Annotated in this window: 19 protein-coding genes; 10 read left to right on the top strand and 9 right to left on the bottom strand. The window is 60.5% G+C overall.

Going from position 1 to position 25,844, the window contains the following annotated elements:
* Window positions 1-165: 165 nt before the first annotated feature.
* Genes ABCW43_RS21870 through ABCW43_RS21860 form a run of 3 tightly spaced genes read right to left on the bottom strand, consistent with a single transcriptional unit; the run spans window position 166 to window position 3,495 of the window.
* Window positions 166-1,239: an HlyD family secretion protein gene (locus ABCW43_RS21870; protein ID WP_345928348.1), complete on the bottom strand. Its 1,074-nt coding sequence runs from the start codon at window positions 1,237-1,239 to the stop codon at window positions 166-168.
* 47 nt (window positions 1,240-1,286) lie between these two features.
* Window positions 1,287-3,053 carry an efflux MFS transporter permease gene (locus tag ABCW43_RS21865; RefSeq protein WP_345928346.1) on the bottom strand — a complete coding sequence of 589 codons (1,767 nt, stop codon included), beginning with the start codon at window positions 3,051-3,053 and terminating at the stop codon, window positions 1,287-1,289.
* Window positions 3,040-3,495, bottom strand: coding sequence for a MarR family winged helix-turn-helix transcriptional regulator (locus ABCW43_RS21860; RefSeq protein ID WP_345928344.1), 456 nt, complete (start codon window positions 3,493-3,495; stop codon window positions 3,040-3,042). The genes ABCW43_RS21865 and ABCW43_RS21860 overlap by 14 nt, the downstream gene beginning before the upstream one ends.
* 187 nt (window positions 3,496-3,682) lie before the next feature.
* Here ABCW43_RS21860 and ABCW43_RS21855 point away from each other — a divergent pair, with 187 nt between their 5' ends.
* Together ABCW43_RS21855 and ABCW43_RS21850 are read left to right on the top strand one after the other, a co-directional pair.
* Entirely contained in the window at window positions 3,683-4,399 is a 717-nt protein-coding gene (locus ABCW43_RS21855; RefSeq protein WP_345928342.1) for a cysteine hydrolase family protein, read from the top strand.
* 140 nt (window positions 4,400-4,539) lie between these two features.
* Window positions 4,540-4,743: a hypothetical protein gene (locus ABCW43_RS21850; RefSeq protein ID WP_046635934.1), complete on the top strand. Its 204-nt coding sequence runs from the start codon at window positions 4,540-4,542 to the stop codon at window positions 4,741-4,743.
* A gap of 224 nt (window positions 4,744-4,967) precedes the next feature.
* Here ABCW43_RS21850 and ABCW43_RS21845 read toward each other — a convergent pair whose 3' ends face one another.
* A complete protein-coding gene (locus tag ABCW43_RS21845; RefSeq protein ID WP_345928339.1) occupies window positions 4,968-6,389 on the bottom strand; it encodes a DHA2 family efflux MFS transporter permease subunit in 1,422 nt (473 codons plus the stop codon).
* Window positions 6,390-6,655: 266 nt separating this feature from the next.
* Between ABCW43_RS21845 and ABCW43_RS21840 the strand changes: the two genes are divergently transcribed.
* The 6 genes from ABCW43_RS21840 (at window position 6,656) to ABCW43_RS21815 (ending at window position 14,547) form a co-directional block, all read left to right on the top strand.
* Window positions 6,656-7,468, top strand: coding sequence for an IclR family transcriptional regulator (locus tag ABCW43_RS21840; protein ID WP_345928337.1), 813 nt, complete (start codon window positions 6,656-6,658; stop codon window positions 7,466-7,468).
* Between the two features lie 238 nt (window positions 7,469-7,706).
* Complete coding sequence (locus ABCW43_RS21835) at window positions 7,707-8,369, top strand: gluconate 2-dehydrogenase subunit 3 family protein (protein WP_345928335.1); 663 nt, start codon at window positions 7,707-7,709, stop codon at window positions 8,367-8,369.
* A 12-nt stretch (window positions 8,370-8,381) separates the two neighbouring features.
* Window positions 8,382-10,148: a GMC family oxidoreductase gene (locus ABCW43_RS21830; RefSeq protein ID WP_345928334.1), complete on the top strand. Its 1,767-nt coding sequence runs from the start codon at window positions 8,382-8,384 to the stop codon at window positions 10,146-10,148.
* Window positions 10,145-11,356, top strand: a complete 1,212-nt coding sequence (locus tag ABCW43_RS21825) for a c-type cytochrome (protein ID WP_345928332.1) — start codon at window positions 10,145-10,147, stop codon at window positions 11,354-11,356. The genes ABCW43_RS21830 and ABCW43_RS21825 overlap by 4 nt, the downstream gene beginning before the upstream one ends.
* Before the next feature lie 270 nt (window positions 11,357-11,626).
* Window positions 11,627-12,862 (top strand): peptidase T, encoded by a 1,236-nt coding sequence (gene pepT, locus ABCW43_RS21820; protein ID WP_345928330.1) that lies wholly within the window; start codon window positions 11,627-11,629, stop codon window positions 12,860-12,862.
* A 983-nt stretch (window positions 12,863-13,845) separates the two neighbouring features.
* On the top strand, window positions 13,846-14,547 hold the full coding sequence (locus ABCW43_RS21815) for a hypothetical protein (RefSeq protein ID WP_345928328.1): 702 nt from the start codon (window positions 13,846-13,848) through the stop codon (window positions 14,545-14,547).
* A gap of 22 nt (window positions 14,548-14,569) precedes the next feature.
* Here the strand turns inward: ABCW43_RS21815 and ABCW43_RS21810 are convergent, their stop codons facing one another.
* On the bottom strand, window positions 14,570-15,646 hold the full coding sequence (locus ABCW43_RS21810; protein WP_345928326.1) for a glycosyltransferase family 4 protein: 1,077 nt from the start codon (window positions 15,644-15,646) through the stop codon (window positions 14,570-14,572).
* Window positions 15,647-15,653: 7 nt separating this feature from the next.
* Window positions 15,654-17,072, bottom strand: a complete 1,419-nt coding sequence (locus ABCW43_RS21805; protein ID WP_345928324.1) for an NAD(P)-binding protein — start codon at window positions 17,070-17,072, stop codon at window positions 15,654-15,656.
* Between the two features lie 302 nt (window positions 17,073-17,374).
* Between ABCW43_RS21805 and ABCW43_RS21800 the strand changes: the two genes are divergently transcribed.
* Together ABCW43_RS21800 and ABCW43_RS21795 are read left to right on the top strand one after the other, a co-directional pair.
* Window positions 17,375-19,339: a hydrolase gene (locus ABCW43_RS21800; protein ID WP_345928322.1), complete on the top strand. Its 1,965-nt coding sequence runs from the start codon at window positions 17,375-17,377 to the stop codon at window positions 19,337-19,339.
* A gap of 69 nt (window positions 19,340-19,408) precedes the next feature.
* Window positions 19,409-20,845 (top strand): lipopolysaccharide biosynthesis protein, encoded by a 1,437-nt coding sequence (locus tag ABCW43_RS21795; RefSeq protein WP_345928320.1) that lies wholly within the window; start codon window positions 19,409-19,411, stop codon window positions 20,843-20,845.
* A 4-nt stretch (window positions 20,846-20,849) separates the two neighbouring features.
* Here ABCW43_RS21795 and ABCW43_RS21790 read toward each other — a convergent pair whose 3' ends face one another.
* Genes ABCW43_RS21790 through ABCW43_RS21780 form a run of 3 tightly spaced genes read right to left on the bottom strand, consistent with a single transcriptional unit; the run spans window position 20,850 to window position 25,638 of the window.
* Window positions 20,850-21,941 (bottom strand): glycosyltransferase family 2 protein, encoded by a 1,092-nt coding sequence (locus ABCW43_RS21790; protein ID WP_345928318.1) that lies wholly within the window; start codon window positions 21,939-21,941, stop codon window positions 20,850-20,852.
* The gene (locus ABCW43_RS21785; RefSeq protein ID WP_345928316.1) at window positions 21,938-23,608 is read right to left on the bottom strand and encodes a Wzz/FepE/Etk N-terminal domain-containing protein; all 1,671 of its coding nucleotides are present in this window, start codon (window positions 23,606-23,608) and stop codon (window positions 21,938-21,940) included. Before ABCW43_RS21785 ends, ABCW43_RS21790 begins: the two co-directional genes overlap by 4 nt.
* Window positions 23,605-25,638, bottom strand: a complete 2,034-nt coding sequence (locus ABCW43_RS21780) for a glycosyltransferase (RefSeq protein WP_345928314.1) — start codon at window positions 25,636-25,638, stop codon at window positions 23,605-23,607. Before ABCW43_RS21780 ends, ABCW43_RS21785 begins: the two co-directional genes overlap by 4 nt.
* Between the last annotated feature and the right edge of the window lie 206 nt (window positions 25,639-25,844).

Raw genomic sequence — 25,844 nt, 5'->3', positions numbered from 1 at the left:
ACAGGCCGAAAAGCGGGCGGCGCCCACCCGTTTCATGCGTCCCGGCCATCAAGATATGGCCGGGACTGAAAAACAAAACGCCCCGCGCCAAAATGCTGAACAGGCGCGGGGCGTTCTCCGTCGGATCGCCGAAGGGCGGAATTCGCGGATCGCGGCGGACGGCGATCAGCGAATTTCCGCTGCCTCGGCTGGAGCCGCGCCGCCTTGCGCGAGGTCTACGCGTGCGACCACCGACATGCCAGGGACGAGCCTGTCGGTGAGCGGCTGTTGCGGCTCGATGGCGATCCGGACCGGGATGCGCTGGGCAACCTTGGTGAAGTTGCCGGTGGCGTTGTCGGCCTTGATGACCGAGAACTCCGAACCCGTGGCCGGGGCGAAACGCTCGATCCGGCCAGTGAACCTCTCATGGCCGAGGGCATCGACGGTAAAGGTCACTTTCTGGCCGGCAGCCATGCCGCCGAGCTGGGTTTCCTTGAAATTGGCGACTACCCAGACATGCGTAGGCACGATCGAGCCGATCTGGGTGCCGACCGAGACATACTGGCCGATGCGGCCGGCGACCTCGCCGAGCGTGCCATCCTGCGGCGCGGTGATGCGGGTATTGGCGAGGTCGATCTCCGCGAGCTTTACCGCCGCCTTGGCGCTCTCGACATTGGCCTCCAGCGACTTGCGGCTGACGACGATCGTATTGAGATCCTGTTCGGCGACCAGTTCGGCGGCTTCAGCCTGATGCACGGCGGCCTGGGCCTGATTGAAGGCGGCGCGGTTCTTTTCCGACTCGCTCTGGGTGGCGATGTTCTTTTCGAGCAGGCTCTGGGTGCGGTCGTAGGCGGTCCTTGCGGCGTCGAAGGCGGCGGTGGCGCTTTCGATGGCGGCCTTGGCGGACTGGATCTTGGCTTCGGCCGACTTGCGGCTCTGTTCGGAATTGGAGAGCGAAGCTTCTGCCGTCGCCAGTGCCGCTTTCGCCTGTTCGAGCTTCTGGGCGTAGATGCGGTCGTCGATCCTGGCGATCAGGTCGCCCCGGCTGACCCGTTGATAGTCCTGGACCGGCACTTCGGTAAGGTAACCGGCAAGCTGGGGGCTGAGGATCGTCACCTGGCCGCGCACATAGGCGTCGTTGGTGGTCTCGACCGAGCCGTGGAAGGGCGGCAGGTTCCAGGCATAGAGCACGACGACGATGCCCGCGGCGCCGATGGCGAGCGCCACATAGGTGGCGATGAAGCGGAAGATCTTGGACATGGCAGTTTCGTTTCTTGTTCTTCGTTTTTGGGGATCTGCTCGGGGCTTCAAGCGGCGGCGGGCATCGGGTTCCTGGTTGGCAGAAGCCGGTGACGGTTGCGCCAGGCCACGTGGAGGAGAAGAAGGCCAAGCGCTGCGAGCGACGCCCAGGCGGTGAGCAGGAAGGAGTCGTTGTAAGCGAGCGCATAGGCCTGCTGCTGCACCTGCTTGGTGAACAGGGCAGCACCTTGGACCACTTGCTGATTCGGGTCGGTCAGCACCTTGCCATAGGCGCCGCCGAGCTGTTTCAGGCGGGTTGCGACCAGCGGATCGGTGGAGGCAAGCTGCGAGACAAGGCGGAAGGAGTGGAACTGCTCGCGCCACTGTACGAAAGTGCCGTAGAGCGCGCTGCCGAGATAACCGCCGATCTTCTGGGTGGCGAGGAAAACGACGATGAAGGACAAGATGTAGCTCGGGCCGCGCTTCATCGCCGCTCCCAGGCCGATCGTCAGCGCCGGCGGCAGGAAAAGACCGCCCGCGAAGCTGACCAGGAACTGGCTGAGATACATCTGTTCCGGGCGGGTGAGGATGGTCGACTGGCTGTCCATATAGCTGCCGACCGCGACCAGCAGCAGCGAGGCCGCGTGGATCAGCGGCTCGCGGCCGGGCTTCATGATCATGGCGCAGACGACCCCGGAAATCACGGCCCCGGCGAGGATGACCCAGTAGAGCCCGGCCATCTGCTCGTTCAGCATGCCGGCATTGCGCAGGAAATTGACCGCGCCGCTGGTCTGTTCGGACAGCACGAGGCGGGAGACCATCAGCGCGCCGGTGAAATGTAGGATTTCCCGGGAGGTGAGCCACCGGATGTCGACCAGGTGGTTCTTGCGGTTGAGTTCGATCGCTGCGAAGATCGCCGAGGCGGCGATGCCTGCGATGATCATCCAGGCGAGCCAGTCGACCGCCGTCCACCAGTAGAGCTTGCCGACCGTGAGCACGACGGCAAAACAGCCGAGCCCGATGGCGAGGAAGATGTAGCTGACGACATCGAGGCTGCTGATCACTTTCGCACGCGGCGGGGAGGCGAGCGGCAGCACGTAGACGAGGCCGAGCGAGATCATGGCGAGCCCCATCTCGACGAGATAGAGCGCGTGATAACTGCCGATATCCAGCAGATAAGGCGAGATGATGCCGGTCACCGGCGTGGGAAGGGCAAGCGCCGTCAGCGAGGCGCAGAGGCCGACGCTCATCTTCTTTGCCGGGGAGACCGACTCGAGAATGTAGAGGAAGCCGAGCGAGGTCATCGGCGCGGCGGCAACGCCCGCGAAGAAGCGCAGCGCCAGCGCGCTCTCGTAGCTGTCGACCCAGAAATGCGCCAGGCACACCAGCACATAGACGACGATCGCCACCTCGGCAAAGTTGCGCAGGCCATATTGGGCCCGCACCTTGAAGAGCAGCAGCGTCAGGCTGGCATTCGGGAAGAGATAGGCCGCCATCAGCCAGGTGGCTTCCGTCTGGGTCAGATCCATCGGGCCTGCGATCTGCTGCAGATTGGTGGAGATGAAGCTCATGCCGAGCCCTTGCGTCAGGGCGATCAGCGTGCCGGCCAGCATATAGGCGGCGATCATCATGCGTGACTTGGGGACGAAGGCGGGCGGCGTGGCTGGAGCAGGCGTGGCCGGAGCAGGCGTGGAGGGGGCGGGCGCGGAGGGGGCTGAGGGTTCCGGCGGTGCCTTGACGGCCTCAACGGTTTCGGCCGGCTCCGCGTTTTTGCGGAAATCCGGCCGAATGATCGTTGCGTCCTCCTGCCTTGCTGCCGCGTCACGCGAGGACATCGATGTCCTCCAGCTCGCCGATATTGACGGTGATGCGCTCGAACAGTGCCATGGCGACATGCATCTGGTCGGGATCGATATCCTGAAAGATCTGCTCGCGCATCCGGTCGGCGATCGAGCGGACGAGGTCGGCCTGTTCCTCGCCATGGGCGGTCAGGAACAGAAGCTTGACGCGGCGGTCGTTCGGGTCTGGCCGACGTTCGATCAGACCGTTCTCCTCCATCCGGTCCAGGAGACGCACCATGGTCGCCTGTTCGAGCTCCAGGTCGCAGGCAAGCTCGCTCTGCGTCATGTTCTGCTTCTTGGCGAGGCGGAACAGGGCGCGGGCGCGCGGATAGGTCAACCCATGCGCCGTCACCTGCTGGTTAAAGGCCGTGCGGATCTTGCGGCTGACCTTGGTCAGCGCTTCGAAGAATTCGGATGCGATCGGATCGGGTTTCATCGTGAGCTTAAAGTTAGTGTGCTAAGCTTTATATGCGCATCAGTTAGCATGCCAACTAATTTATTTCAAGGGGAAGGCTGCGCGGTGGTCCGGCGGCTATGGGAAAATGGTCTTGGCGCAAGACGCGTGGTATCGTCAGCGGTAGCAATCCATGGCGCATGCGCCGCGATCTCTGGAGGGGAAACAGATGGAGATGCACTTTTCCATAACCGCGCGTCCCGAAGAGGTGAGTTTCGATCCGCGGCGAACGGCCGTTATCGTCATCGACATGCAGAATGATTTTGGCAGCCGCGGCGGAATGTTCGACATTGCCGGTATCGATATCGCGCCGATAGAGCGATTGGTGCCGCGCATTGCACGAGTGCTCGACGCGGCGCGCAGCGCCGGGCTTCTGGTTGTCTATACGCGGCAGGAACACAATCCAGACCTCTCGGATGCCGGAGGCGAGCAGTCTCCCCACAGGATCAAGCACCGGCGCATGAATGTCGGCCGCGGCGTCACGGCGCCGGATGGCAGCGAGAGCGGCATTCTGGTGCGCGACACCTGGAATACGGCGATCGTGCCGGAACTTGCACCGAAGCCGGGCGACGTGGTGGTTTCCAAACATCGGTACAGCGCATTTTTCGAGACGCCGCTCGATTCTATTCTGCGCGCCCGGCACATCGATACGCTGGTCTTCACCGGGGCGACGACCAGCATCTGCGTCGAATCGACCGTCCGCGACGCGACATTTAGGGACTACCGCCCGGTCGTACTGCGGGATTGCACGGCGGAGCCGATTGCCGCGGATGCGGCACGCAGCAATCACGAAGCGTCGCTGCTCGCAATCGAACTGCTTTTCGGCTGGACGGCGGAGTCGGACGATGTGATCGCCGCCTTGGAAAAACAGCGGACGGCCGCGTGAATCCGCCATCTATATGCTGAGGCCATCCGGAGAACCATTACGTCATCTTCTCAATACTGGAATTAACGTCCCATTAACCATGGGTGGCTAGAAATGTTGGTGCGCGAATGACCTGCGCGCCTAACCTCTATGGGATCAACATGTACGTTGTATCGGTGCTCGACAATGGCGACCAACGGACCTTCGTGTCCGAAAGCCTGAAAATATTAGACCGGATCGTCTACGCCACCATCTGTGGGTCTCCAAAGCAGTTCCTGCTTTCGGAGGTTGTTGATATCGTCCCGGTCGATGCAAAGCCCACCAAAGCTCCAACAACACGCAACGTCGCCTCGCTGATCCAGTAGTCGCCTGGGACCGGGCTGACCGAGAAGCGAAAACAATCCCGTAGCCGTGAGCCGCCCGCAGGCGGTCCTTGACCATGATCCATGGCCGGGACCCGGCCGGGATCGCGCTCGCGCGCGCCTGCTCAGGTGGCTGCAACCGATCACACACCGGGTCGCAGCCACGGAGGGCTCGCCGGCCAATGTCGGCGAGCTTTCATATGCCATGCCCATAGGCGGCCACATCGTTACTCCGCCGCGTCGGCCTGTTCGGCCGCTATTCTTTCCTCCTTCGCCTCCCTTTTGCGGCCCGCGAGCATGTCGCCGGCCGTCTTTGACAGGCGGAAGAAGGAGACGCACGAAGATGCGGAAATGATCGCGATGATGATGAAAGACATCGCGAAGGCGAAGTTGGTCAGCGTTTCGGAGCCGCCGGAAAAATAGTGCAAGAGCATCGCCGACATCGCCACCCCCGTACTCTGGGCGATGCGTTGCGCCATCTGCGACAGCGACGTCGCGTGGCTCATCTCCGGGTCTGCCGTTTCCGCAAATGTCAGAGTGTTCAGCGACGTGAACTGCAACGCCCGGAAGAAGCCGCCGAACAGAATGATGATCACCATGACGACCGGTGCCGTGCCGGGTGTGAAAGTGGCGAGCAGCGCCATCGAGGCGCTGGCGATCAATGCGTTCCAGAAGAGCACGCTGCGGAAGCCGAAACGACGCAGGATGCGTCTCGTCATGGTTCGCATGCCGAAGGCGCCGATCGTCGAGACGAAGGTGATCGCGCCGGACTGCAGCGGCGTATAGCGGAAAATCTCCTGCATCAGCAGTGGCAGCATGAAGGGCAGGGCGCCCATGCTGATGCGGAACAGCGAACCGCCGGTGACGCTCGATCTGAATGTGGGATACCGAAAGAGTTTGAGGTCGAGAATGGCATTCGGCGTTTTGCGCGCATGGCGGATGTAGAGGCCGAGCAGGGCGATGCCGCTCACAACCAGGATCAACGCGCTGGAATTCATGCCGCGGGCGAAGGAATCGAAGCCGAAGATGACCGCACCGATGCCGAAGCCGGTGAGTATGAAGCCCGGAAAATCGAAGGAGGTGCGCTCCGTCGGCGGGATTTTCTCGATGAGCGCAAGCGTCAGGATGATCGCCGCGATGCCGACCGGCAGGTTGATCCAGAAGATCCAATGCCATGAACTGATGCCGGTGATGAAACCGCCGAGCAGCGGCCCGATCGCCGGGCCGACCACGGCCGGCATGCTCATCAGCACCATGGCGGAAACCAGTTCCTCGCGCGGCACGGAGCGCACCAGGATCAGCCGTGCCGTCGGCAGCATCAACGCGCCGCCGAAACCCTGCAGGGCGCGCGCGGCGATCAGCATGGTGAGGCTGGTCGAGGCGGCGCAGAGCAGCGACGCGAAAGTGAACAGCGCGATCGCCGAGCAGAACACCAGCCGCGCGCCGAAACGATCGGCAAGCCAGCCGCTCAAGGGCAGGAACACGCCGAGCGACAGCATGTAGACGGTGATCGTCGAATGCAGCGCCAGCGGCGGCTCGCCGAGCGCGTCGGCGATCGTCGGCAGGGCCGTGGCGATCGCCGTCGAATCGATCTGCTGCATGATGAGAGCCGATGCGACGATCAGCGGCACGGTCTTGCGGGTATCCAAGGGGCAGTCTTTCGGTTCAGGTCCTCGTTTCGTAAGCCCGGTTCCTGGCGGGCCACCCAACCGCGCGGCCACCGATGGTGATTCCGCTTGCTTCAGTCGTCGTCATGTGTTCTTCTATATGGAACGCCGGTCCACACGAAGAATATTCCCTTGGATAAGGGGCTGTCAACGGCGCTTATGCGGTTGCAGCGTTGGCCGCGCCCGTTGTCCGGATGCACGCCGGCTGATTTCACGGGAGCGGTAACTGAAATGAAGACGGTAGGGACATGAAGATCACGGGCACGCCGGACGAGGACCAGCAAAAGGGCCGCCTTTCTTCGGTCTCGATGGCGATCCGCATCCTCAAGGCTTTCGAGGGCGACGATGCGGAGATTGGTGTTACCGAGCTCGCCCGCCGCCTCGGCATCGCCAAGAGCACCGTCCACCGACTGGTGGTGACGCTGATGGCGGAGGATTTCCTCGAGCAGAATCGCGAGACCGGTCGCTACCGGCTGGGGCTCGAGCTTTTCAGGCTCGGTTCGCTGGTGCGCAACCGCATGGACCTTTCCACGGAAGCGCGCACGCTGCTGATGGATCTGCGCAGCGAAACGGACGAGACGGTGCTGCTCGGCGTGCCGGCCGGGCCGGAGATCATGTATATCCGCGTCCAGCCATCGCGGCAGGCGGTGCGCATCAATGCCGAGATCGGCATGCGGGCGCCTTATCATTCGACGGCCGCCGGCCGGGCCATGCTCGCTTTCCAGCCGGAAAGCCGCATTGCGGCCCTTGTCGGCGCGCCTCTGTCGCTCCGAACCCCGAAAACCGTCACCGATCCCGATAAGCTGCGCAAACTGCTCGCCAATATCCGTCGCCTCGGCTACGCGGTGGAAGACGAGGAGAACGAATTTGGCATGCGCGCCATCGCCGCCCCTATCCACGACGCCCAGTCGGACGTGGTCGGCGCGGTCGCGATCGCCGGTCCGGTCCAGCGCCTGTCGCTGAAAAATTTGAACGGTTTTGCCGAACCGCTGCTCGTTGTTGCACGGGCAATTTCCGCCCGCCTCGGGCATCGGGCCTCGCTCGGATCAGGCGATTTCTGACGAACGGCAGCCGTGACGATTTAATGTTCCAGAAGGGTTGCCGCGGATTGGACCCGCTCTAGGTAGTCCGTTGAACCGCTCGGTTCGATCTCATCGGCGCACGTCGTTCCGGCGCGTCACCGACCTTTTCTCTCCGGGGAGGTCCTCTATGGAAAGCCACTGTCTTAAGCGCCCCACGCGGCGCCAATTCCTTTCTTCCGTTGCGTTTACAATTCTCGCCGGCGCCGCCGCCCCAGTGATGGCGCGCAGCATTTCCGGTAGCCTGCCCTGGGAGGCGCGTTCTGCCGATCCGCCGGTGCAGGTCAAGCCCGGCGGCTGGCTGTTCTTCACGCTCGAAGAAGCGCAGACGATGGAAGCGGTCGCCGACCGGCTGGTGCCGGCGGACGATCTTTCGCTCGGCGGCAAGGATGCCGGCTGCGTCCTCTATCTCGACCGGCAGCTGGTGGGATCGTACGGCACGTCGAGCCGGCTCTATACCAAGGGTCCGTTCATGCCCGGCCTGCCGACGCAAGGGTACCAGGCGCCTGACACCCCGGCCCAGCGGTATCGCGCCGGCATTGCCGCGCTCAACGCGTTCACCCGCGAAACCAAGGGCGGCAAGCGCTTTGCCGAGCTAGGCCCCGCCGACCAGGACGCGATTCTCAAGGACCTTGAGGCCGGCAAGATCACCCTGCCGAACAAGGTGGATGCCAAGTCCTTCTTCAACCTGATGCTCGCCAACGTGATGGAAGGCTTCTTCGCCGACCCGATCTATGGCGGCAACAAGGACATGGCCTCGTGGAAGATGCTGGGATTCCCCGGCGCGCGATACGACTACCGCGACCACGTTTCCAAACACAACCAACCCTATCCCCTGCCTCCGGTTTCGATCGCAGGCTCGACGGAATGGATGACTAGGTAGGGACTGAGAAACATGACCACTATTCTACCTCGCAAGGACGCCGTGATCGTCGGCCTTGGCTGGACAGGCGCGATCCTTGCCCATGAACTGACAGAGGACGGGCTCGACGTCGTGGCGATCGAACGCGGTCCGTGGCGCGATACGGCGACCGATTTCAACATCGGTTACGCCCAGGACGAACTTCGCTACGGCATCCGCCGCGATCTCTTCCTGCAGCCGGTCGTTGAAGCGATGACGATGCGCAACAGCACCTCGCAGACGGCGCTGCCGATGCGCGACTACGGTTCTTTCCTGCCCGGCAACGGGGTGGGTGGGGCCGGCGTTCACTGGAACGGCCATACCTGGCGGTTCTGGGACAGCGACTTCCAGATCGCCGACCACCTGAGGGACCGCTACGGCGCAGCACGTATCCAGGACCTGCAATTGCAGAACTGGGGCGTGACCGGGGCCGAGTTGGAAAAATCCTTCGACCGGTTCGAATATCTTGCCGGCATTTCCGGCAAGGCGGGCAATATCAACGGCCAGATCCAGGAGGGCGGCAATCCGTTCGAGGATCCGCGCTCGCGCGATTATCCACTGCCGCCGCTGCAGATGACCTATGCGCCGACGCTGTTTGCCGAAGTGACGAAATCGCTGAACCTGCACCCGTTCCCGACGCCGGCGGCGAACCTCTCCAAGGACTATATCAACCCGCTCGGCATCGCCATGGGCCAATGTACCATGTGCGGTTTCTGCGAACGGTTCGGCTGCGCCAACTATTCGAAATCCTCGGCACAGACGACCATTCTGCCGGTGCTGATGAAAAAGAAGAATTTCGAGGTCCGCACCGAGTCGGAAGTCCTGCATGTGGATCTCGACGCCTCGAAGAAACACGCCCGCGGTGTCACCTATGTGAGTACTTCGGGCGAGGAATTCTTCCAGCCGGCCGATATCGTCCTGCTCTGCGCCTACGGTCTCCACAATGTCCGGCTGATGATGCTCTCCGGTATCGGCGAGATCTACGATCCGAATACCGGCGAGGGCACGGTCGGGCGCAATTACTGCTACCAGACCAATGCCAGCGCCCAGGTGTTCTTCGACGACAAGAACTTCAATCCGTTCGTCGCTGCCGGCGCGCTCGGCCAGACGGTGGACGACTTTAACGGCGATGCCTTCGACCACGGGCCGCTCGATTTCGTCGGCGGTGCGGGCATCAACTGCATTCCCTCGAACGGCCGGCCGATCCAGACACGCCCGACCCCGCCCGGCACGCCGCGCTGGGGTAGCGACTGGAAGAAGGCGACAGTCAAATCCTACAAGTCGACGCTCGGCTTTTCCTCTCAAGGCTCGAGCTACCCGACCCGCGGCAACTATCTGGACCTTGATCCGACCTATACGGACCGGTTCGGGCGGCCGCTGCTGCGCTTCACCTTCGATTTCCCGGATAACGACATCCGCATGTCGAACTGGGTCTCGGACCGGATGGAGGAGATCGCCAAGGCCTTCGGCGGTAGGCAATACACCAATACCCGCCGCAAGAAGGGCTGGGATTCGGTGCCCTACCAGAGCACCCACAATACCGGCGGGGCGATTATGGGCACTGACCCCAAGACCAGCGCCGTCAACAAGTATCTGCAGAGCTGGGACGTCGCCAATGTCTTCGTCATCGGCGCTTCCGCCTTCGCCCACAATGCCGGCAAGAACCCGACCGGCACGGTTGGGGCGCTCGCCTATCATGCGGCGGATGCCATCCGGCAGCAGTATCTCCGCAACCCGGGCCAACCTCTGGTGTCGGCATGAGCAGGATCGTCTTTTCCCTCACACTTGCCGCAACGGCGCTCTCGGCAGGTCTCGCATTTGCCCAGGCGCCCGACCAGGCGGACGAGATCATCCGCGGTCGTTATCAGGCGATCCTCGGCGATTGCTCGGCCTGTCATACGGCGCCGGGGGCAAAACCGCTCTCGGGCGGGCTGCCGCTCGAAACGCCCTTCGGTCAGATCATTCCGCCCAACATCACGCCCGACAAGGCGACCGGCATCGGCAACTGGACGGAGGCGGATTTCCGCAATGCTTTGAAGAACGGTATCGGCAATGACGGCAAGCGGCTCTACCCCGCCATGCCCTATCCGGCCTATACGAGGATGACCGACAGGGACATCGGCAATCTCTGGTCCTATCTCCGCACGGTCGATCCGGTCTTCAACCCGGTCGAATCCAACCAGCTGCCATTCCCGTTCAACATCCGGCTGTCGATGATGGGCTGGAACATGCTGAACTTCACGCCGGGCGAATTCCAGCCCGATCCGTCGAAATCGGCCGAATGGAACCGCGGCGCCTATATCGTCCAGGGGCCGGGCCATTGCGGCACCTGCCACTCGCCGAAGACGGCGCTTGGCGCCGACAAGACCTCCCAGGCGCTTGACGGAGCTTCGCTGCAGGGATGGTATGCGCCCAACATCACCGGCAACAACTACATCGGCATCGGCGGCTGGAGCGAGGACGAGATCGTCCAGTACCTGAAAACCGGCACCAACGCGCATACGATCGCCTCCGGCCCGATGGCGGAGGCAATCCAGGCCTCGACCTCGCTGATGGCAGACGCGGACGTGCACGCGATCGCCACTTACCTCAAGAGCACCGAAGGCGGCCCGACGCAGAAACCGCAGCCGATCCCCGCGAGCGATGCGCGCATGAAGGTGGGGGCGGCGATCTATCACGACACCTGTTCCGCCTGCCATGGTGGCGACGGCAAGGGGGCGAGCCAGCTCTTCCCGGCACTCGCCGGCAGCTCGATCGTCCAGCAGCCAAGCGCTGAGACGCTGACGCGCCTGGTGCTGCAGGGCAGCCAGGCGGTGCATACGCCCGCGGCGAAGACGACGCCCGCCATGCCGTCGCTCGGCTGGAAGCTGTCGGATGAGCAGGTCGCCGCCGTGCTCACCTATGTCCGCAACAGCTGGGGCAACGCCGCGCCTTCGGTCGGGGCGTCGGATATCGGGGCGCAGAGGTAGAGGTCGGTTTTCCGCCTGGCTCTTGGCATAAGCCCCCTCACACTAACCCACTCCCCGCACGCGGGGAGTGGGGACGTGCCCCGCTCGCCGTCGGTAATTGAGGCAGGCCGGTGCGGCTTGGGTCCTTCTCCCCGCGCGCGGGGAGAAGGTGGCGGCAGCCGGATGAGGGGCAACTTCCCAAGTCGCCAACCCGTCATTTCCCACCTTCACGCCACCCGTTCCGCCCGCTACAACTCCATTATTCCATTCACAATTCTGGATTTGAGAACCATGGCCGATAGCGTTACCGATCGTTTCCTCCGTTACGTCGTCATCGACACCCAGTCCGACGCCAAATCGCCCTCCCAGCCGTCGACGATGAAGCAGAAGGATCTCGGCCGGCTGCTGGTGGAGGAAATGCTGGCGATCGGCATTACAGACGCGCATCTCGACGAGCACGGCTATATCTATGGGACGATCCCGGCGACGACGTCGAAGAACAACGTGCCGGTTATCTGCTTCTGCGCCCATATGGACACAGCACCCGATTTCACCGGCACCAACGTCAAGCCGCAGATCGTCAGGAACTACCAGGGCGGCGATATCCAGCTCGCCGGCGACAAAAACCAGGTGATCCGGGTGTCCGAACACCCGGTGCTGAAGGACCAGATCGGCAACGACATCGTCACCTCCGACGGCACGACGCTGCTCGGCGCAGATGACAAGGCGGGCATTGCGGAGATCATGTCGGCCGCCGAATTCCTGATCAACAACCCGGACGTCAAACACGGCGCGATCCGCATCCTCTTCACGACCGACGAGGAAATCGGTCGGGGCGTCGACAAGGTGGATCTTGCAAAGCTCGGCGCCGATTTCGGCTATACGCTGGACGGCGAGACGGCCGGCACGATCGAGGACGAGACGTTTTCGGCCGACGCAGTGGAGATCGCCATCAAGGGCGTCGCCATGCATCCGGGCTTTGCCTTCGGCAAGATGGAAAACGCCATCAAGATCGCCGGCGGCATCGTCGCCAAGCTGCCGAAGGACATGACGCCCGAGACCACCAAGGGCCGCGACGGCTTCATCCACCCGACCGGCATTTCCGGCGTGATGGAAAAGGCGAACCTCTCCTTCATCATCCGCGATTTCACCGAAGAGGGCCTGAAGACCAAGGAGACGCTGCTCGAGGAGATCACCAGACAGGTGATCGCCGACTATCCGGGCTCGACCTACACCTTCACCGTCAAGGAACAGTACCGCAACATGAAAGTGGTGCTCGACCAGCATCCGGGCATCGTCGATTACGCGGTCGAGGCGATCAGCCGGGCCGGCATGACCCCGGTGCGCGGCAGCATCCGCGGCGGCACGGACGGTTCGCGCCTCTCCTTCATGGGCCTGCCCTGCGCCAACCTCTTCGCCGGCGGCCACGCCTTCCATTCCCCGCTGGAATTCGTCAGCAGCCAGGACATGGAACTGGCGGTAAAGACGGTGGTGGAGCTTGCGAAACTGTGGGAGGAGCGGGCGTAGGGGCAACGTAGGCCGCAGGTAGATTCCGAGCCTCAATTCGCTGCGCTTTGTTCTGGGAGGCACGTAAAGGCCACCCTTGGGTTTTCTCCATTGGTTCTGCAACGGAACAACGGCAGCGAAGGCTTTGCCGACCCGTTCGGGTGTTAAGGAGGGGCGACGGCCAAGATGCTGGCCCCTTTGACGGGCCGCCTGCATGCCGGCTCGGGTGCGTTCGCTGATGAGCGACGCTCAATTCAACTCGGAGTCCTGATGATTTTGTCCGCCGCGAGCACCGGCGTACACCGATAGGCGTAGTGCTATCATCACAATGGTTTCCTTCCTTCCCGATCCGATTTGCTGTTCGCTTCCAAGAGAACTCTTAAACGCAATCATCGCTGGGTCTCTGTAAATCGGCGGCAAAGCAGTGAAGGCTAAATGATTGAATGCCCGCTCGCAGGTGAGCGCATCGGAAGGCGGGCGAAGCGAGTACCACATGAGCCTGTTCTCAAGACGGTCCGTGAAATTGGCGGCTTCGCTAGCGAACTTGATTCACATAACCATCGTGTCAATCGTCTTTGGAATAATTACATATTATTACGATCGAGATTTCGATACCTCTCTCATCTATACATCAATTTGTTTTCTCCTACTGCAGTTTGGCTATGTCGCTGGCGTCGTCTACATGGCCTGGTCGGAGCGCAGGCGGCGATCGAACTAGTTAATCTTGGAGGCGACAATTTTGCCTGACCAGAATTGAGTGATGACGGACGGCATCATCCACGGTTGCGCATCGAGTTGCTTAACCTAAAGCCGGCTGAGTTCGTTCTCGCGGGGAGCAACAAGGAGCCATGAGCGGCGCCATCTTCGCTGCCGCGCCGAATGATTACTTTTTCCGGATGATCCCGTCGATGTCGCGGCCCGGTTAATGCCCGATGTCTTCGAGGACAGAACTACGCTCTCACATGGAGCCTGCTATGCCTTACCTAAGCAATGCAAGATACTGGTTGTCCGCACTGTCGGACAAGGATGTCGCTGCCATCGCTCGACAGATCAACCAAGACGGAATTTCCTGCATTCCCAACTTCCTTACGACCGAAGATCTCGGCCATATGCGAAGTTTTGTTTCCGCCACGATCAAGCGTGCAGGCCAGCAGACGGTTTCGCTGAAAAGCGATGAGCTCGCAGGATCGGGCCTGGATGACCTCGGCAACTCTGCAGAGTTCAAGGCTCTCTTTGCCCGCCTATATTCCATCGGTCTGGGACGCCCTGCACCGGAGGTCAAGTTCTATCAGATCCTTCGCTGCCTCACGGGAAAAAGCGTGGCAGACCACTCTTTGATATTTCACTATGATTCCTACGCGATCACCGCACTTATACCGGTGGAGATCCCCGAATCTGGCCGCCGAGGCGACTTCTTGATAATCCCCAATACCCGGGGGATTCGATCGAGTTACCTCTTCAACCTCGCCGACAAAGCGATCCTCGACAATGCGCTTACTCAGCGCCTCCTGAGGAGGCGCGCTTCCGGGGGCAAAGGTATGAAACACGTGTCCATGGTTCCGGGTGGTCTCTATCTCTTCTGGGGCTATCGCAGCATTCACACCAACGAGCCCATCGATGAAGGCGCGGTGCGGGCAACGGCGCTGTTTCACTATGCCGACCCACATGCCGACAGCTACCTGAAGCGGCAACTCGGCCGCGGTTGATCCCGATCGTTCCGACAGATTGTTAAGCTGAGGCGGTCTCGGCCCCAGGCGACCTGACGGATTTGTAAATGCTGAGCGTTTCGCGAGCGACCCGCTCTATCGTCAGATTGTTGATATGCAGTTGACTTCTTGCCTTCCACATATCCAATCGTTCGGGATCCGCTAACAGTTCGCACAGAACCGCTGCTAGGGCTTGTGGGTCGCGCGGGGGGACGAGAATGCCGGCTTCGCCGAAGCCGAGCAGTTGCGGGATTCCATCCACGTTGGTGCCAATCACGGCACAGGCCGCTTCTCGCGCTTCCGACAACACGAGCGGAGCGGGATCGGCATGGGATGGCAGAACGAAAATGTCGGCCGCCAGCATGTAGGGAAAAGGTTCATCGATCGCGCCGACAAACGTGATGGCATTTGCACAGCCCGTTTCGGTAGCCAATTGCAGGTAGGCGGCTTCGAAGGGCCCGCCGCCGGCGATATATAGATGGCTCTCCGGATATTTCTCATGTGTCATGCGGAAGGCTTCCAGGAGGTCGGGCAGCCCCTTTCTGGGGTGAAGCCCACCCACGAAAAGAATGCTTCGCCCCCGAAGTGATGCGGGCGTCCTGTCGCGCCCCTCGAACCGGGCCGATCCGATTGTGCCGTTGAGAACGACGTGCAGTTTCGATGCCGCGATACCGCGCTGCTTCATCGACATCCCGACGGCTTCACTGACGGCAATCACACGAGTGCCAAGCCCCATCAGGACGGCACTTTTTTCGAATGCATTGTGAACGGTGGTAATCAGCGGCGTCGATGATAAACGACATATCGGGGCCGAAAGAACAGCACTCGTCATCATATGCGCATGCACGATATCCGGCTTCCAGTCCCGGATGAGTCGTCGCAAGGTCCAAAGGCATTTGAGAAGGGCGAGTGGCTTTCTCTCCTGGTCGAGGAACGCCACTTCGACAGTGTTGCGGGCAAGCAATCCGTCGAAGTCACCTCCGCCGCTTGCCATGCAGACATTGTGGCCAAGCTTCACCTGAGCGCAAGCGAGATCGACGGCAGCATGCACATTGCCGTTTAACCGTCGGGTGTGGTTCAGAATATGCAAGATCCGCACGGGGCGCTCATGGGGTTGTCGGAGAGGATATCAGGAGCGGTGAAGCTGCTCTCTCATTTGGAGGAGAAACCTCGATCGCTTCAGGTGGCTGAGAAACTTTCCGTTCAAACCCGAGAGCAGTTTCTGCATCGAGGGTGGAGACGCGTGCCGTCGGCTGGTAGTTGAAACCGCCGTGGCGTCCGTAAGACTGTATCCCGAAGGCGTACAGTTCGGCGATGGCTTCATCTGCCTGGCGGGCGGCGCCCCGGCTGTAGACCGGATAGGCATTGGTCAGGACCTGGCTGCCCTCGAGTTTCAAATCCCCTCGAAACAGACCATTCGCCGAGGCGTGGGCGCGAAAATCCATTTCTGCCATTTCGGTCGAATAGCCGGGCTGTTCGGCGACGACTTCCACGCCGAAATATTCGCGCCCGTGGGCCGGACCGTAGAAGTCGGAATAGACCGTCAGCCGTTTCCAGGCGCCTTCGTGCGAGAAATTGTAGACGATCGGCTGGTGGAAGCCACGGTTTCCGCTGAAGCTGAAATAGAGGCCGATGAGCGTGGTGGTATTGAGGGTGTATTGCCGCTCCATGGCGCACAAGGCCTGTACCTTTTCGATCGGGATCGTCGAAAACAACCGGGCTGCGGTAACCGCCCGATCCGCCAGCCTTAACCGAAAGCCGTTTTCCAAGCGGTCGATAGCGACCGGTTTGACGCCGAGCGCGAATTGCGCGCCTCGTTTCTCCAGGTTTTGTTGAGCAAACCGGTATAGAGGCGCAAAGCCGGCTTTCGGGCGTGCAAGCTGTTTATTTGTTGATCCCCGGCGCTTGGGCCAGAGAAGGCGGCGAACCAGATTGCCCAGCGAGGCATGTTCGCTGATCCACAGCATCCTTTTCGTCGCCAGTTCGATATCGATCTGATCGAGGGCGATCCCGTAGAACCGCCGCATATAGGATTCCAGACCGGAGCGCCGGAGAAGCTCGGCTCCGATCCAGTAGCGGGAAAATTCTCTTGCGTTGTTCATTTCGCGCTGGAACAGGCGGGCATAGAACACCGAGCCGAAGATCCGCATCATCCCTCTGGCGCCGGCTCGCAAAATGTCGTCCCGCAACGAAATCGGATAATCGGTAACAATTTTCTGGGGGGTCAACCGACCCCACCGGGGCTCAATCGGCACATAGAGAGGGAGCATCTCGGGGAAATGCGTCAGCAAGGGTGAATCGTCCTGGAAAATCAGGCTTCCAATGTCGAATGTGTATCCGTTCGCTGACCAGTCCATGTGGTTCCCGCCGATGTGTTTGTATTCATCGACGACCAGGATTTTCTGGCATCCTTGTTTGATCAGGACGGAAGCTGAAACGAGACCGCTGACACCTGCTCCCAGAACAATGGCGTCATATTCTATGTCCGCCGCCCGATCCGGGGTGGAGAAGTGAGTCTCATTCATGCAAATCTCCATCGTTTGATCTAGTACTTTCGGGCTGCGCGGTTTAGATAGATGTAGATATGCCTCTTTAAATCTGGTGTATGCTTAAATATGTGAAAGTATGACTATATTTTCAGCAGGTATACTGATTGATATATGATAATTTAACTTGAAGGCATTTGTCTATGTCTGTTACACTCTCTTATCGACGTGGAGGCCTCCTCTCTTTTGGGGAGGCGCTCGGGGAAAATTCCATCTGTGATTTAGGTTCGTGCTCTGCCATCAAGGCGCGCTGATTTCGATGATTTGCGAGGGAATGTTGGATGCCGCGCCGTAGCCTCGATGATCTCAATCGACCGTTGCATTCCGTGGATCTGATCGCCACGGATGTGTTCGATACACTTTTGATGCGCAACGGTCTGTCGCAGCGATCACGCATCATTGCGGGTGAAAAGATGTTCGCCCGTTTTCTGAAAAGTCAGGGTTTGACCTTGCCCGCCGATGAACTCGTCCGGGTCAGGCTTCTGGCTGAAAAGATGGCTTACCGGGCCTTGAATATGGGAGGCGGTCGAGGCGAGGTGCGCCTTTGCGACGTCATCTGCCGCCAGCTGACTATTCTCCGGCTGCCTCAATCCCTGATCGAGGAACGGATCGCGGTCGAGATTGAAATCGAAAAGCGGGCCCTTTTCGCGAATGGCGATTTTGCCATGCTGTTGCGACGGCATCGCCAAAACGGCGTCAGGGTAGTGGCGATCACAGATACGGGGTTGTCCGGTGAAAAAGTCCGCGAACTCATCGACCATTTTCACGGCCCGGGGCTTCTGGACAAGATCTATTCAAGCGCGGATCTGAGGGCCAGCAAGCGACAGGGCGACCTGTTCTCGCTTGTCTTGCAGGCTGAAAGAGTAGACGCCTCCCGCGCCTTGCACATAGGTGACGACCTGCTTGCCGATTGCCTGGTGCCGAAGAGCATGGGTTTACAGACCATCCATATGCCGAAGAAACGGATCAGACGGCTCGTTTCACAGGGCAATGCAGCCCTGGCGGAAGGAATGCGGCACGTCAAAAATGGATTGGGCTCCCGCAAGGCCATCCCGTCGATCAGCGATCAGGCTCACTTCGGTGAACATGTGTTCGGCCCGATCGTCGCTGAATTCTGTCTCTTTTTGTGGCTGTATAGCCAGCAGGCGAGTTTGAAGGGCGATGCGGCAATGCTCTTTTGCGCGCGCGGGGGGCTTGGTATACGGGAGGCTTTCGAACGCCTCCAATCCGTGCTCGGCTTGCCTCTTTCATTGAAGCGCGAGAACATCCTGATTTCCCGCCTGGTTGCTGCCCGCACAGCTGTGGCGACCAGAAACCCGGTTGTCCTCGATGAGCTGGCGCGAGAATTCGAAGGCTCAAGTTTTGCTGCCGTAGCAGATGCGCTTGGCGGTCGTTCTTTCCATCTACCCGCCCAATGGCAGCAGGCTTTCGATGCGAGCGGCTTCTTCGACCTGTTGGATACGGCCGGCGGCGGCGCCGTCGCGCAGGAGATCGACCGTCAGAATGACTACTTCAAGATTCATATCGAGCAGATCGTAGGTGATGCCAAACGCATTATACTCTGCGACACCGGGCTCTATGGCAGTACGCAGAGGCTTTTGTCCGCCGGGCTGCCGGAGCGTCGCTTTGAAACGGTGCAGTTTGCCCGATGTAACTACAAGGGGCTCAGCGAAGATCATTTCCCCAATGTGGCGGGTCTGGTGGTCGAGGATCGCTTCTACAATCCCTTCAAGACGAGGACGGTGGTCTTGCGGTACTGGCATATCATTGAGAGCCTCTTCGAGCCGGCGATACCTTCGGTCAAGACGTTGAGCATAGGGCAAGACGGCATCGTGATCGGGAACTCGGGAGATATTCGTTTCGCTTGTCTCGATCCAGCAAACGGCAATCCGCTTCTCACTGGCGCGCTGCGGTATATCGACGGCCTTTCCAGTGGCGCACAGGTTCTTCGTGACGCGGATCGGGCCTGGCTGAGGCTTAAACAGGCGATCACCAACCCGTCCAAGGCAGATATGATTGCGCTGGGTGTCGGGCCTCGTTCGGTTGATTTCGGGCGAAGTGAATTTATCGCGACGCTTGCACCAACGACGAGGGCGGGGATGGCACGCAAGTTGATGGCCGTGAAATCTGAACTATGGCGCGAAGGAGCGATTGCCCAGGAGTTTCCGCGGCTAAAACCGGCCTTGCTCCGCGCAGTGGGTTTGGCGCATGTTCTCCGAGGCTTCTCAGCCAAACTGAACCGCTGAAGGGTGTCCGGGAGGCCGGCAGCAAAACGGAACCTGTCTGACGGCAGTGAGACAGAGGCGTGGTGAAGAATGCTTGCGTTCGCAGCTCTCAAAGGTGCCGGTTGGCTTGTCTTTTCCCGCTTCGTGGGGCGGTTTATCGATTTTTTCAACGTACTCATTCTGGCCCGCCTCCTGTCTCCCGCGGAATTCGGACTGGCGGCGCTCGCAATGGCGCTGGTCGTGGTCATCGATACGGTTCTGGAGGTTCCGGTTACGCAGGCGCTGGTACGGCTTCAGGTGCTCGATAAGAGCCACCTTGATACCGGCTTCACTCTCGGCGTCTTGAGAAGTCTGGCAATCGCCGTGATCTTTCTCCTGGCGACCTGGCCATATTCGCTGATCAACGGAAACCCCTGGCTCGTCCCGGTGATTGCGGCCATGGCGCTCGGCCCGATCGTAAAGGGGTTCATGAGCCCCGCCATGGTGCATTTTGCCCGCGCCCTCGAATTCCGTCCGACATTTGCGGTCGAGACGATCAGCAAACTGTGCGCTTTTGTGGCCGCCGTTATCACCGTGGCTGCCGGTGGCGGCTACTGGGCGATCGTCATCAATTTCGTGGCGACGGCATTTGTGGCCACCATCGCCTCTTATCTGGTGGCGCCCTACCGGCCTGCGTTCTCGCTGAAGCGCCTCTCGGATTTCGCGGGCTTTATCGGCTGGTTCAGCTCGGCGCAACTTGTGTCCGCCTTGAACTGGCAGTTTGATCGTTTCCTGATCGGCTCCGCCGGCAACAACGCCATGCTCGGCCGCTATGCCGTCGCAAGTGACATCGCCGTCATCCCGACCCAGAGCATCATCGGCCCGGCCCTGCAGCCGGTCATGGCAGCGTTTTCGCAGATAAGTTCGAATGCGGACCGGATGAGGATGGCTTTCCTCAAGGCAAGCCGTTTCGCGATGCTGGTTTCGCTTCCCATTTGTGTGGGCATCTCCCTGACGGCAGATCTCGTGACCGATATTCTGTTGGGAGAGCAATGGAGCGACGCGGCGCCCTACCTTAGCCTGCTTGCCCTTTCGGTTATTCCCATACCCTATTTCCAGACGCTTTATTCCGCGAGCCTTGCTCTTGATCGTCCCTCTGTCATTTTCAGGCTCAATACGATCGACCTGTGCTTCCGGGTTTTTCTCATTTCCATCGGCTTCTACCTGTTTGCCGCCCATGGAGCGAGCATTGCCCGAATCCTGGTCGCATCCGTCATGGCCATTTTCTACGTTGCCGAGGCTCGGCAGTTGTTCGGGCTGGGGCCATGGAGGCAGTTGCAGAACAATTGGAAAGTTCTGGTTTCCGCGGCCGTCATGGCAATTGTCGTCACGTGGTTACGGACGGAAATGCCACTGTCGGATCTGCCCGCCCTCATACAGCTTGCCGCGGCGGCGAGCGTGGGCGCAGCAACCTATTTCGGGACATTGTTCGGTCTGGGTATGCGGATTGCCCGCACAACCGGAAGGCCCGAACTGGTCGACCGGTAATCTGTCAGGTCAGAGCCCGAATAAGCCCGCCTGTCGAGCGGGTGCGTGCACCCAGGCGATAGGCAAGCGCTCTACGGGCGCGTTCTCTGGGAAGCAGACTGATGGCCGTGAAAAAGAGTGTCATGGAGACCTTCATCCGCAGCGGATTCTTGTCACGCCACAGCTGCCACACCAGTCCGGACAGGCTTGCGAAGGAAATGCGCTCATCCTCCGCCACCGCAAGATAGAAGCGCCGCTCACGATAGAAATAAGCATGCTCAGCGGTTATCAGGCCGGATCGATAGCCATAGCCTGGCAGGATCTGGCGCAGATGCTCCGTTCTCTTGACGAACCTCTCAAGGTCCCGGCGCAACGCCTGCGTATTCAGTCTGTCACCGAAACCGGAATCGTTGCGGTCATGGACCCGGTAAAGACCGAGCGTTTGCGGCAGGCTGACCACATCGCCGATAAATGGAGCCGCAAACAGGATAATTCCATCAACCGCCCGATCGTAGTCTGCGTCCTTCAGGAGCTCGCAAACATCGCGTCTGAAGACGTTTCCTGAGGTCGGAGGTGTCGCATACGCACCGGTGCGCAATACCCTCCCTGCCAGTTCACGCCCTCTGGACGCCCGGAGTTCGGGTATCGGGCCGCTGATGACATTGCCGTCGCCGTCTATCCGCTTCAAGGGAAACTGGAGTTTTGCGACGCCATCGTCCAGGTTGGCGATGATCACTTCCAGCGCTCCGGGAAGAAGTTCATCATCGGCATCGAGGAACAGGACGAAGGGTGTCCGTGTCTGCTCCAGGCCAAAAAGGCAGGCCCTGCGCTGACCGCCATTCGCAAGACGAAACGCCCGAACTCCCAGGCCGCAGATCACCTCCCATGAATCGTCGGTGGAGCCATCGTCGATCACGAGGACTTGGCACTGGCTGCACCTTTGCGAGAGGACGCTTTCAACAGCGCGCCTGATATACTGTGAATAGTTGAAGCAGGTGATGATGATCGCGAGCTTGAAGATTGAGGCGTTCTGATCGTCCGCGTACTGGTCGGATCCGGAGGTATCCCAAACCTGGGAAGCCGCCTGCGGTAAGGCTGCGGTGTCCCGGGCGGTCATGACCTTGCCCGATTGATTATGGTACCGATCACGGGCGCCCCGGCGCGCCGCAGTTGGTTGTGAACGTCTTTGACCTCGTCGATGGTCGTGCGACCGCTCTTTGCGACGATCAGGACGGCATCGGCATGAAATGCCAATGCAAGTGCGTCCATGGACGTATCAAGGGCGGGAAGATCGAAGATCACGTCCCCCTTCAGCCGAGCGGTTTCCAGGACCCGCAGAACGCCGGGATGGCGGAAATCCGCGAAAATATTGGTATGAAGGTCCTTCGAGTGGATCGGGAGGGTCGCAATGCCGTCGAGATCGCCGAAGGACAGCTGGTCCGCCTTCAGACCGGAGATGGCCACATCGGCCATGGAGGTTGACGAACTGAACGTTTCTTCGACCATCGACGGCAGCCCGGAATAGAAGAACGTCACATAACGGCCGCCTCGGCTTAGAAGCTGGGCCATACTGAGAGACAGAGTCGAAACGCCGCTCTCGGTCGTTGCAGCGACGAGTGCGACGACGATGTTTCTTTCCCGTCGTTGCGAGCAAGCGACATCGATCGAGATTTTCAGGTCACGGATGACGTTGGCATAGCGCTGCAGCGCCGGACTATCGATATGCCAGGAAATACCTGTCGTTTTCCCGGTGTCCGGAACGGTTGCGAGACATGGAATGCCGGTTTCCTGTGAGAGTTCCTTGGCGTTGCGCACGCGGCGATCAAAGGCCACGTTGATGGCTATGGTCGACATGCTGATCAGAAACCCCAAAAGCCCACCCAAAGCGGCGATGAGTTTCGTGCGCGGGCCGGAGGGATCAAGGGGTGGAAGTGCGGCGCCAATGATCCGGGCATCGGCATCCGGCGTGGCAAGAACGGGTAACGTGCCGTTTCTCATTGCCTCCCTGGCGGCATTGACCTGTGCGGCCAGCGCATCCAGTCGCCCCTGCAGCGTGTCCGTGCCAGCTCGCGCCATCTGCTCTTTGGAGGCAATCGACTGGAGAATGTATCCCGACACCATCGCATTTGCGACGCGCGCAGGAAGCGTTTGATTATATGACCAGAATTCGATCTCGACGACGTAGGATTGCCCCACGCGTCGTGCGCTCAGCCGCTTGACGAAATTCGCAAAGGCAATGCGGCGGGCGTTCTCGCGGGGATCAGCAGTCGGGTCCAATGCGTCTTCAGCCCGCCGTGACGACTTCCCAAGCGTTTTTAATCCGCTATCGACGAGCGTCGACATCGTGTCCTGCATCTGTACCGCCAAGCCTCTGAATTCTTCCGGGGGCTGCGGACCAAGTTCGGCGTCGCCTTGAAGGACAAGGCTGTCGAAGACTGCTGAGAGAAGCCGCTCCGAACGGATGATCTGCAATTCGCTCTCGGCGTTGTTCAGGTCGAGGTTCTGCTGCGCATTGATATCGCGCCCGATGTAGGCAAATTGCCGGGGCTCCAGCAGAAGCGTGGCAGTCGCGTTATAGACCCGAGGGAGAGAGTTCGCGTAAAGGAAGGCGAGCAGGAAACCCGCGGCCGTACATGCGATGAGCCGTATCTTGTTGCGCCATGCAAGAGCAATCACCAGGCGTAATAGGGCGAGGGGACCTTCGCCCGCATCGCCTATCGGCGTGCGATCCGTGCGCCAGAGGCGGGAAGCTCCCTCCAGAGGACCAGGTCTGTTGATTGTCATCTGGCCTTGCCTCCGGATCTCAGCGGAAGAGGGTTGAAAACTGACAACTGAGCAGCGCGCTCAGGCTCCAGGCGTCCTCGTAGAACATCCGCAACGCCCATGAGATTGCCTTTGACCCTCCCGCGTCGATCGATAAATGGCTCCGCCCATAACATCCGGCCGAAATTGCTGACGATGTTGCGCAGGACCTGGTCGGTAACCTGCGCAAGCGTCATGGTGCCCTTGCGCATCATGTAGAGCGGGTTGACGATCTGTGAATACCCCAGCCGCTCGCCGCTCACGCGACCGCTCTTGACGCCCAAGTGTACGCCGGAAGCCTCGTCCGACTTGACGAAGCGTCCACCCTGCTTGGCAAGGGCGGCAGCGAAGTCACGATCCTCCAGCCACCCGTACAGAACCAGCCGCTCATCGAACCTTGTATCGCCGATGGCAGACACGCGGAAGGCCATGTTACAGCCATAGGGACTGTAAGGCTCATGCCATCTGGAACCAGGGGACGGCGCGCCATCCAGAAGGCGAAGGGCCTCATCGAAGGGGATACCGGGTCCTTTGATTCCATCGGCGACGACGTGGCCCGTTAACCCCACAAGGCGACTTTCATCGCGAAAGGCGCAGGCTGCGGACGCCAGCCAATTTCTATGGGCGACGAAATCGTCATCGAAGAAGACGACTACGTCCGTTTCGGGAGGCAAGTTGGTAAGCGCCAAGTTGCGTTGGGCTGCAAGGCCAGGCCTGCCCGTCACGATCGTCACTCTCGGATCGGAAACCAGGTCGCTGGCGTCATTTACGTCTACACAGGACACAACCAACGTGTCCGGACGAACCGTCTGGGTCGCGAGAAGATGGCGCACCGTTGCGCTGACGACGGCCGGGCGGCCGCGGGTCGCAATCACAACCGCGAGGCTCAGTGCATTCGAACTGCGTGACCTGCCGCGCTGAGCGAGGCTTCTCGCGGGGTTTTGAAGCAGTTCCCGATAACCCGCGGCGGTGTTCGTCCATGAGAAATTGCGCACCTGTTCCAAGCCCCGGCCGCGCAACTCGCCTTTGAGCAGATCGGACCGCTTCAAGGCTTCGATGTGGCCGATCCACTCATCCGGTCGGAAGGGAGAGGCCATCAGCGCCGCCGTGCCGCATACTTCCGGCATGCTGGCGCAATCGGACGCCACGACGGGGCAACCCAAGGCCATGGCTTCGACAATAGGCAGCCCAAAACCCTCGGTCATGGAGGGGAACACCAGACAGAGCGCGTGTTTCAGGAAATAGGCAAGGTCGTCGTCGGAAACCCGCCCGACGAGGAGAACGTTCGGCAGTTCTTCGAGAAGATCGGAAGCAAAAATCCCGTCGCTCCCTCCGGCAACGACGATGTCGATATGCAGGCCATCCAGAGCTTCGGCGGCCTTCGCCAGCAAGCCAAGGTTCTTGTGCTTGGCACGCGAGGCAAGCGCCAGAACGAACTGGCGGCCCCTCCCGCCTATGGCGCTGACGACTTGCGGCGCGGTCTCCGCTCGCCCGGCGTCCCATTCGAGAGCGTGTTCATGTCCATTGGGAAGGACGGCAATGTCCTCCTTCCGGACAGGCAGGTAGCGCGCAAGCTGCCGGGCTGATGCATGAGAAACCGTGGCAATGCGGGCGGCCCGTCGAACCAGAAGCGGCTGCAGTCGAGAATAAGCCATGCGAAAGGCGGGGCTATAACTTTCCGGGGCGGCGAAAATGTTGGCATCATGGATGCAGACGATCTGATCCTTTTTGAAGGCTGGCGCCGAATTGCAAAGATTGAGGAGCGGCCCATGGTCAGTCCGAGCAAGCACGATCTGCTCCCACGCATGCCCCCCGAACGAACCAGACGTGACCAACGGAAGTCGGACAAAGTCCGGATTCGTGGTGCCGGTGGGCGCGATTATCGGCAGGCGCTCGTCATTACCCAAGGTGCTATCGAGCGCCTTGACGACGTTCATCGCATAGCGTTGAACGCCCGTCGCATTCTGTGTCAGGAACCGCCCGTTGATGGCGCAATGCTCAATTGAGCTCACAATCGCCCCCCATCATGGTTCGTCCGTCCCCCGGGACGACGGAGAGGAGGTATCGTGAATGGCGCGCGGGAAGGGGAAAGCGCGGCCTTGGCTGGCGAATAACGAGACCACAACGACAAGTAGACTGCGGTCTTTTTTTGGTGAGAGTTTCTGCTGAAGATTCCAGAACTGGCTTGCAAGATGTGCTGATCCCTCGATGCTGCTGC

It is taken from the genome of Neorhizobium tunisiense, assembly GCF_039631515.1.
Taxonomy (GTDB): Bacteria; Pseudomonadota; Alphaproteobacteria; order Rhizobiales; family Rhizobiaceae; genus Neorhizobium.
The sequence above is the reverse complement of the archived record's forward strand: the minus strand, read 5'-3'. Positions and strand labels throughout refer to the sequence as shown.

What these genes read in the sequence shown, in the direction of transcription:
- ABCW43_RS21825 (WP_345928332.1), top strand. Translation starts at nt 10,145, where the DNA reads ATGAGCAGGATCGTCTTTTCCCTCACACTTGCCGCAACGGCGCTCTCG.
- ABCW43_RS21800 (WP_345928322.1), top strand. Translation starts at nt 17,375, where the DNA reads ATGCCGCGCCGTAGCCTCGATGATCTCAATCGACCGTTGCATTCCGTG.
- ABCW43_RS21785 (WP_345928316.1), bottom strand. Translation starts at nt 23,608, where the DNA reads ATGACAATCAACAGACCTGGTCCTCTGGAGGGAGCTTCCCGCCTCTGG.
- ABCW43_RS21860 (WP_345928344.1), bottom strand. Translation starts at nt 3,495, where the DNA reads ATGAAACCCGATCCGATCGCATCCGAATTCTTCGAAGCGCTGACCAAG.
- ABCW43_RS21805 (WP_345928324.1), bottom strand. Translation starts at nt 17,072, where the DNA reads ATGAATGAGACTCACTTCTCCACCCCGGATCGGGCGGCGGACATAGAA.
- ABCW43_RS21790 (WP_345928318.1), bottom strand. Translation starts at nt 21,941, where the DNA reads ATGACCGCCCGGGACACCGCAGCCTTACCGCAGGCGGCTTCCCAGGTT.
- ABCW43_RS21830 (WP_345928334.1), top strand. Translation starts at nt 8,382, where the DNA reads ATGACCACTATTCTACCTCGCAAGGACGCCGTGATCGTCGGCCTTGGC.
- ABCW43_RS21840 (WP_345928337.1), top strand. Translation starts at nt 6,656, where the DNA reads ATGAAGATCACGGGCACGCCGGACGAGGACCAGCAAAAGGGCCGCCTT.
- pepT (WP_345928330.1), top strand. Translation starts at nt 11,627, where the DNA reads ATGGCCGATAGCGTTACCGATCGTTTCCTCCGTTACGTCGTCATCGAC.
- ABCW43_RS21835 (WP_345928335.1), top strand. Translation starts at nt 7,707, where the DNA reads ATGGCGCGCAGCATTTCCGGTAGCCTGCCCTGGGAGGCGCGTTCTGCC.
- ABCW43_RS21870 (WP_345928348.1), bottom strand. Translation starts at nt 1,239, where the DNA reads ATGTCCAAGATCTTCCGCTTCATCGCCACCTATGTGGCGCTCGCCATC.
- ABCW43_RS21795 (WP_345928320.1), top strand. Translation starts at nt 19,409, where the DNA reads ATGCTTGCGTTCGCAGCTCTCAAAGGTGCCGGTTGGCTTGTCTTTTCC.
- ABCW43_RS21855 (WP_345928342.1), top strand. Translation starts at nt 3,683, where the DNA reads ATGGAGATGCACTTTTCCATAACCGCGCGTCCCGAAGAGGTGAGTTTC.
- ABCW43_RS21850 (WP_046635934.1), top strand. Translation starts at nt 4,540, where the DNA reads ATGTACGTTGTATCGGTGCTCGACAATGGCGACCAACGGACCTTCGTG.
- ABCW43_RS21865 (WP_345928346.1), bottom strand. Translation starts at nt 3,053, where the DNA reads ATGTCCTCGCGTGACGCGGCAGCAAGGCAGGAGGACGCAACGATCATT.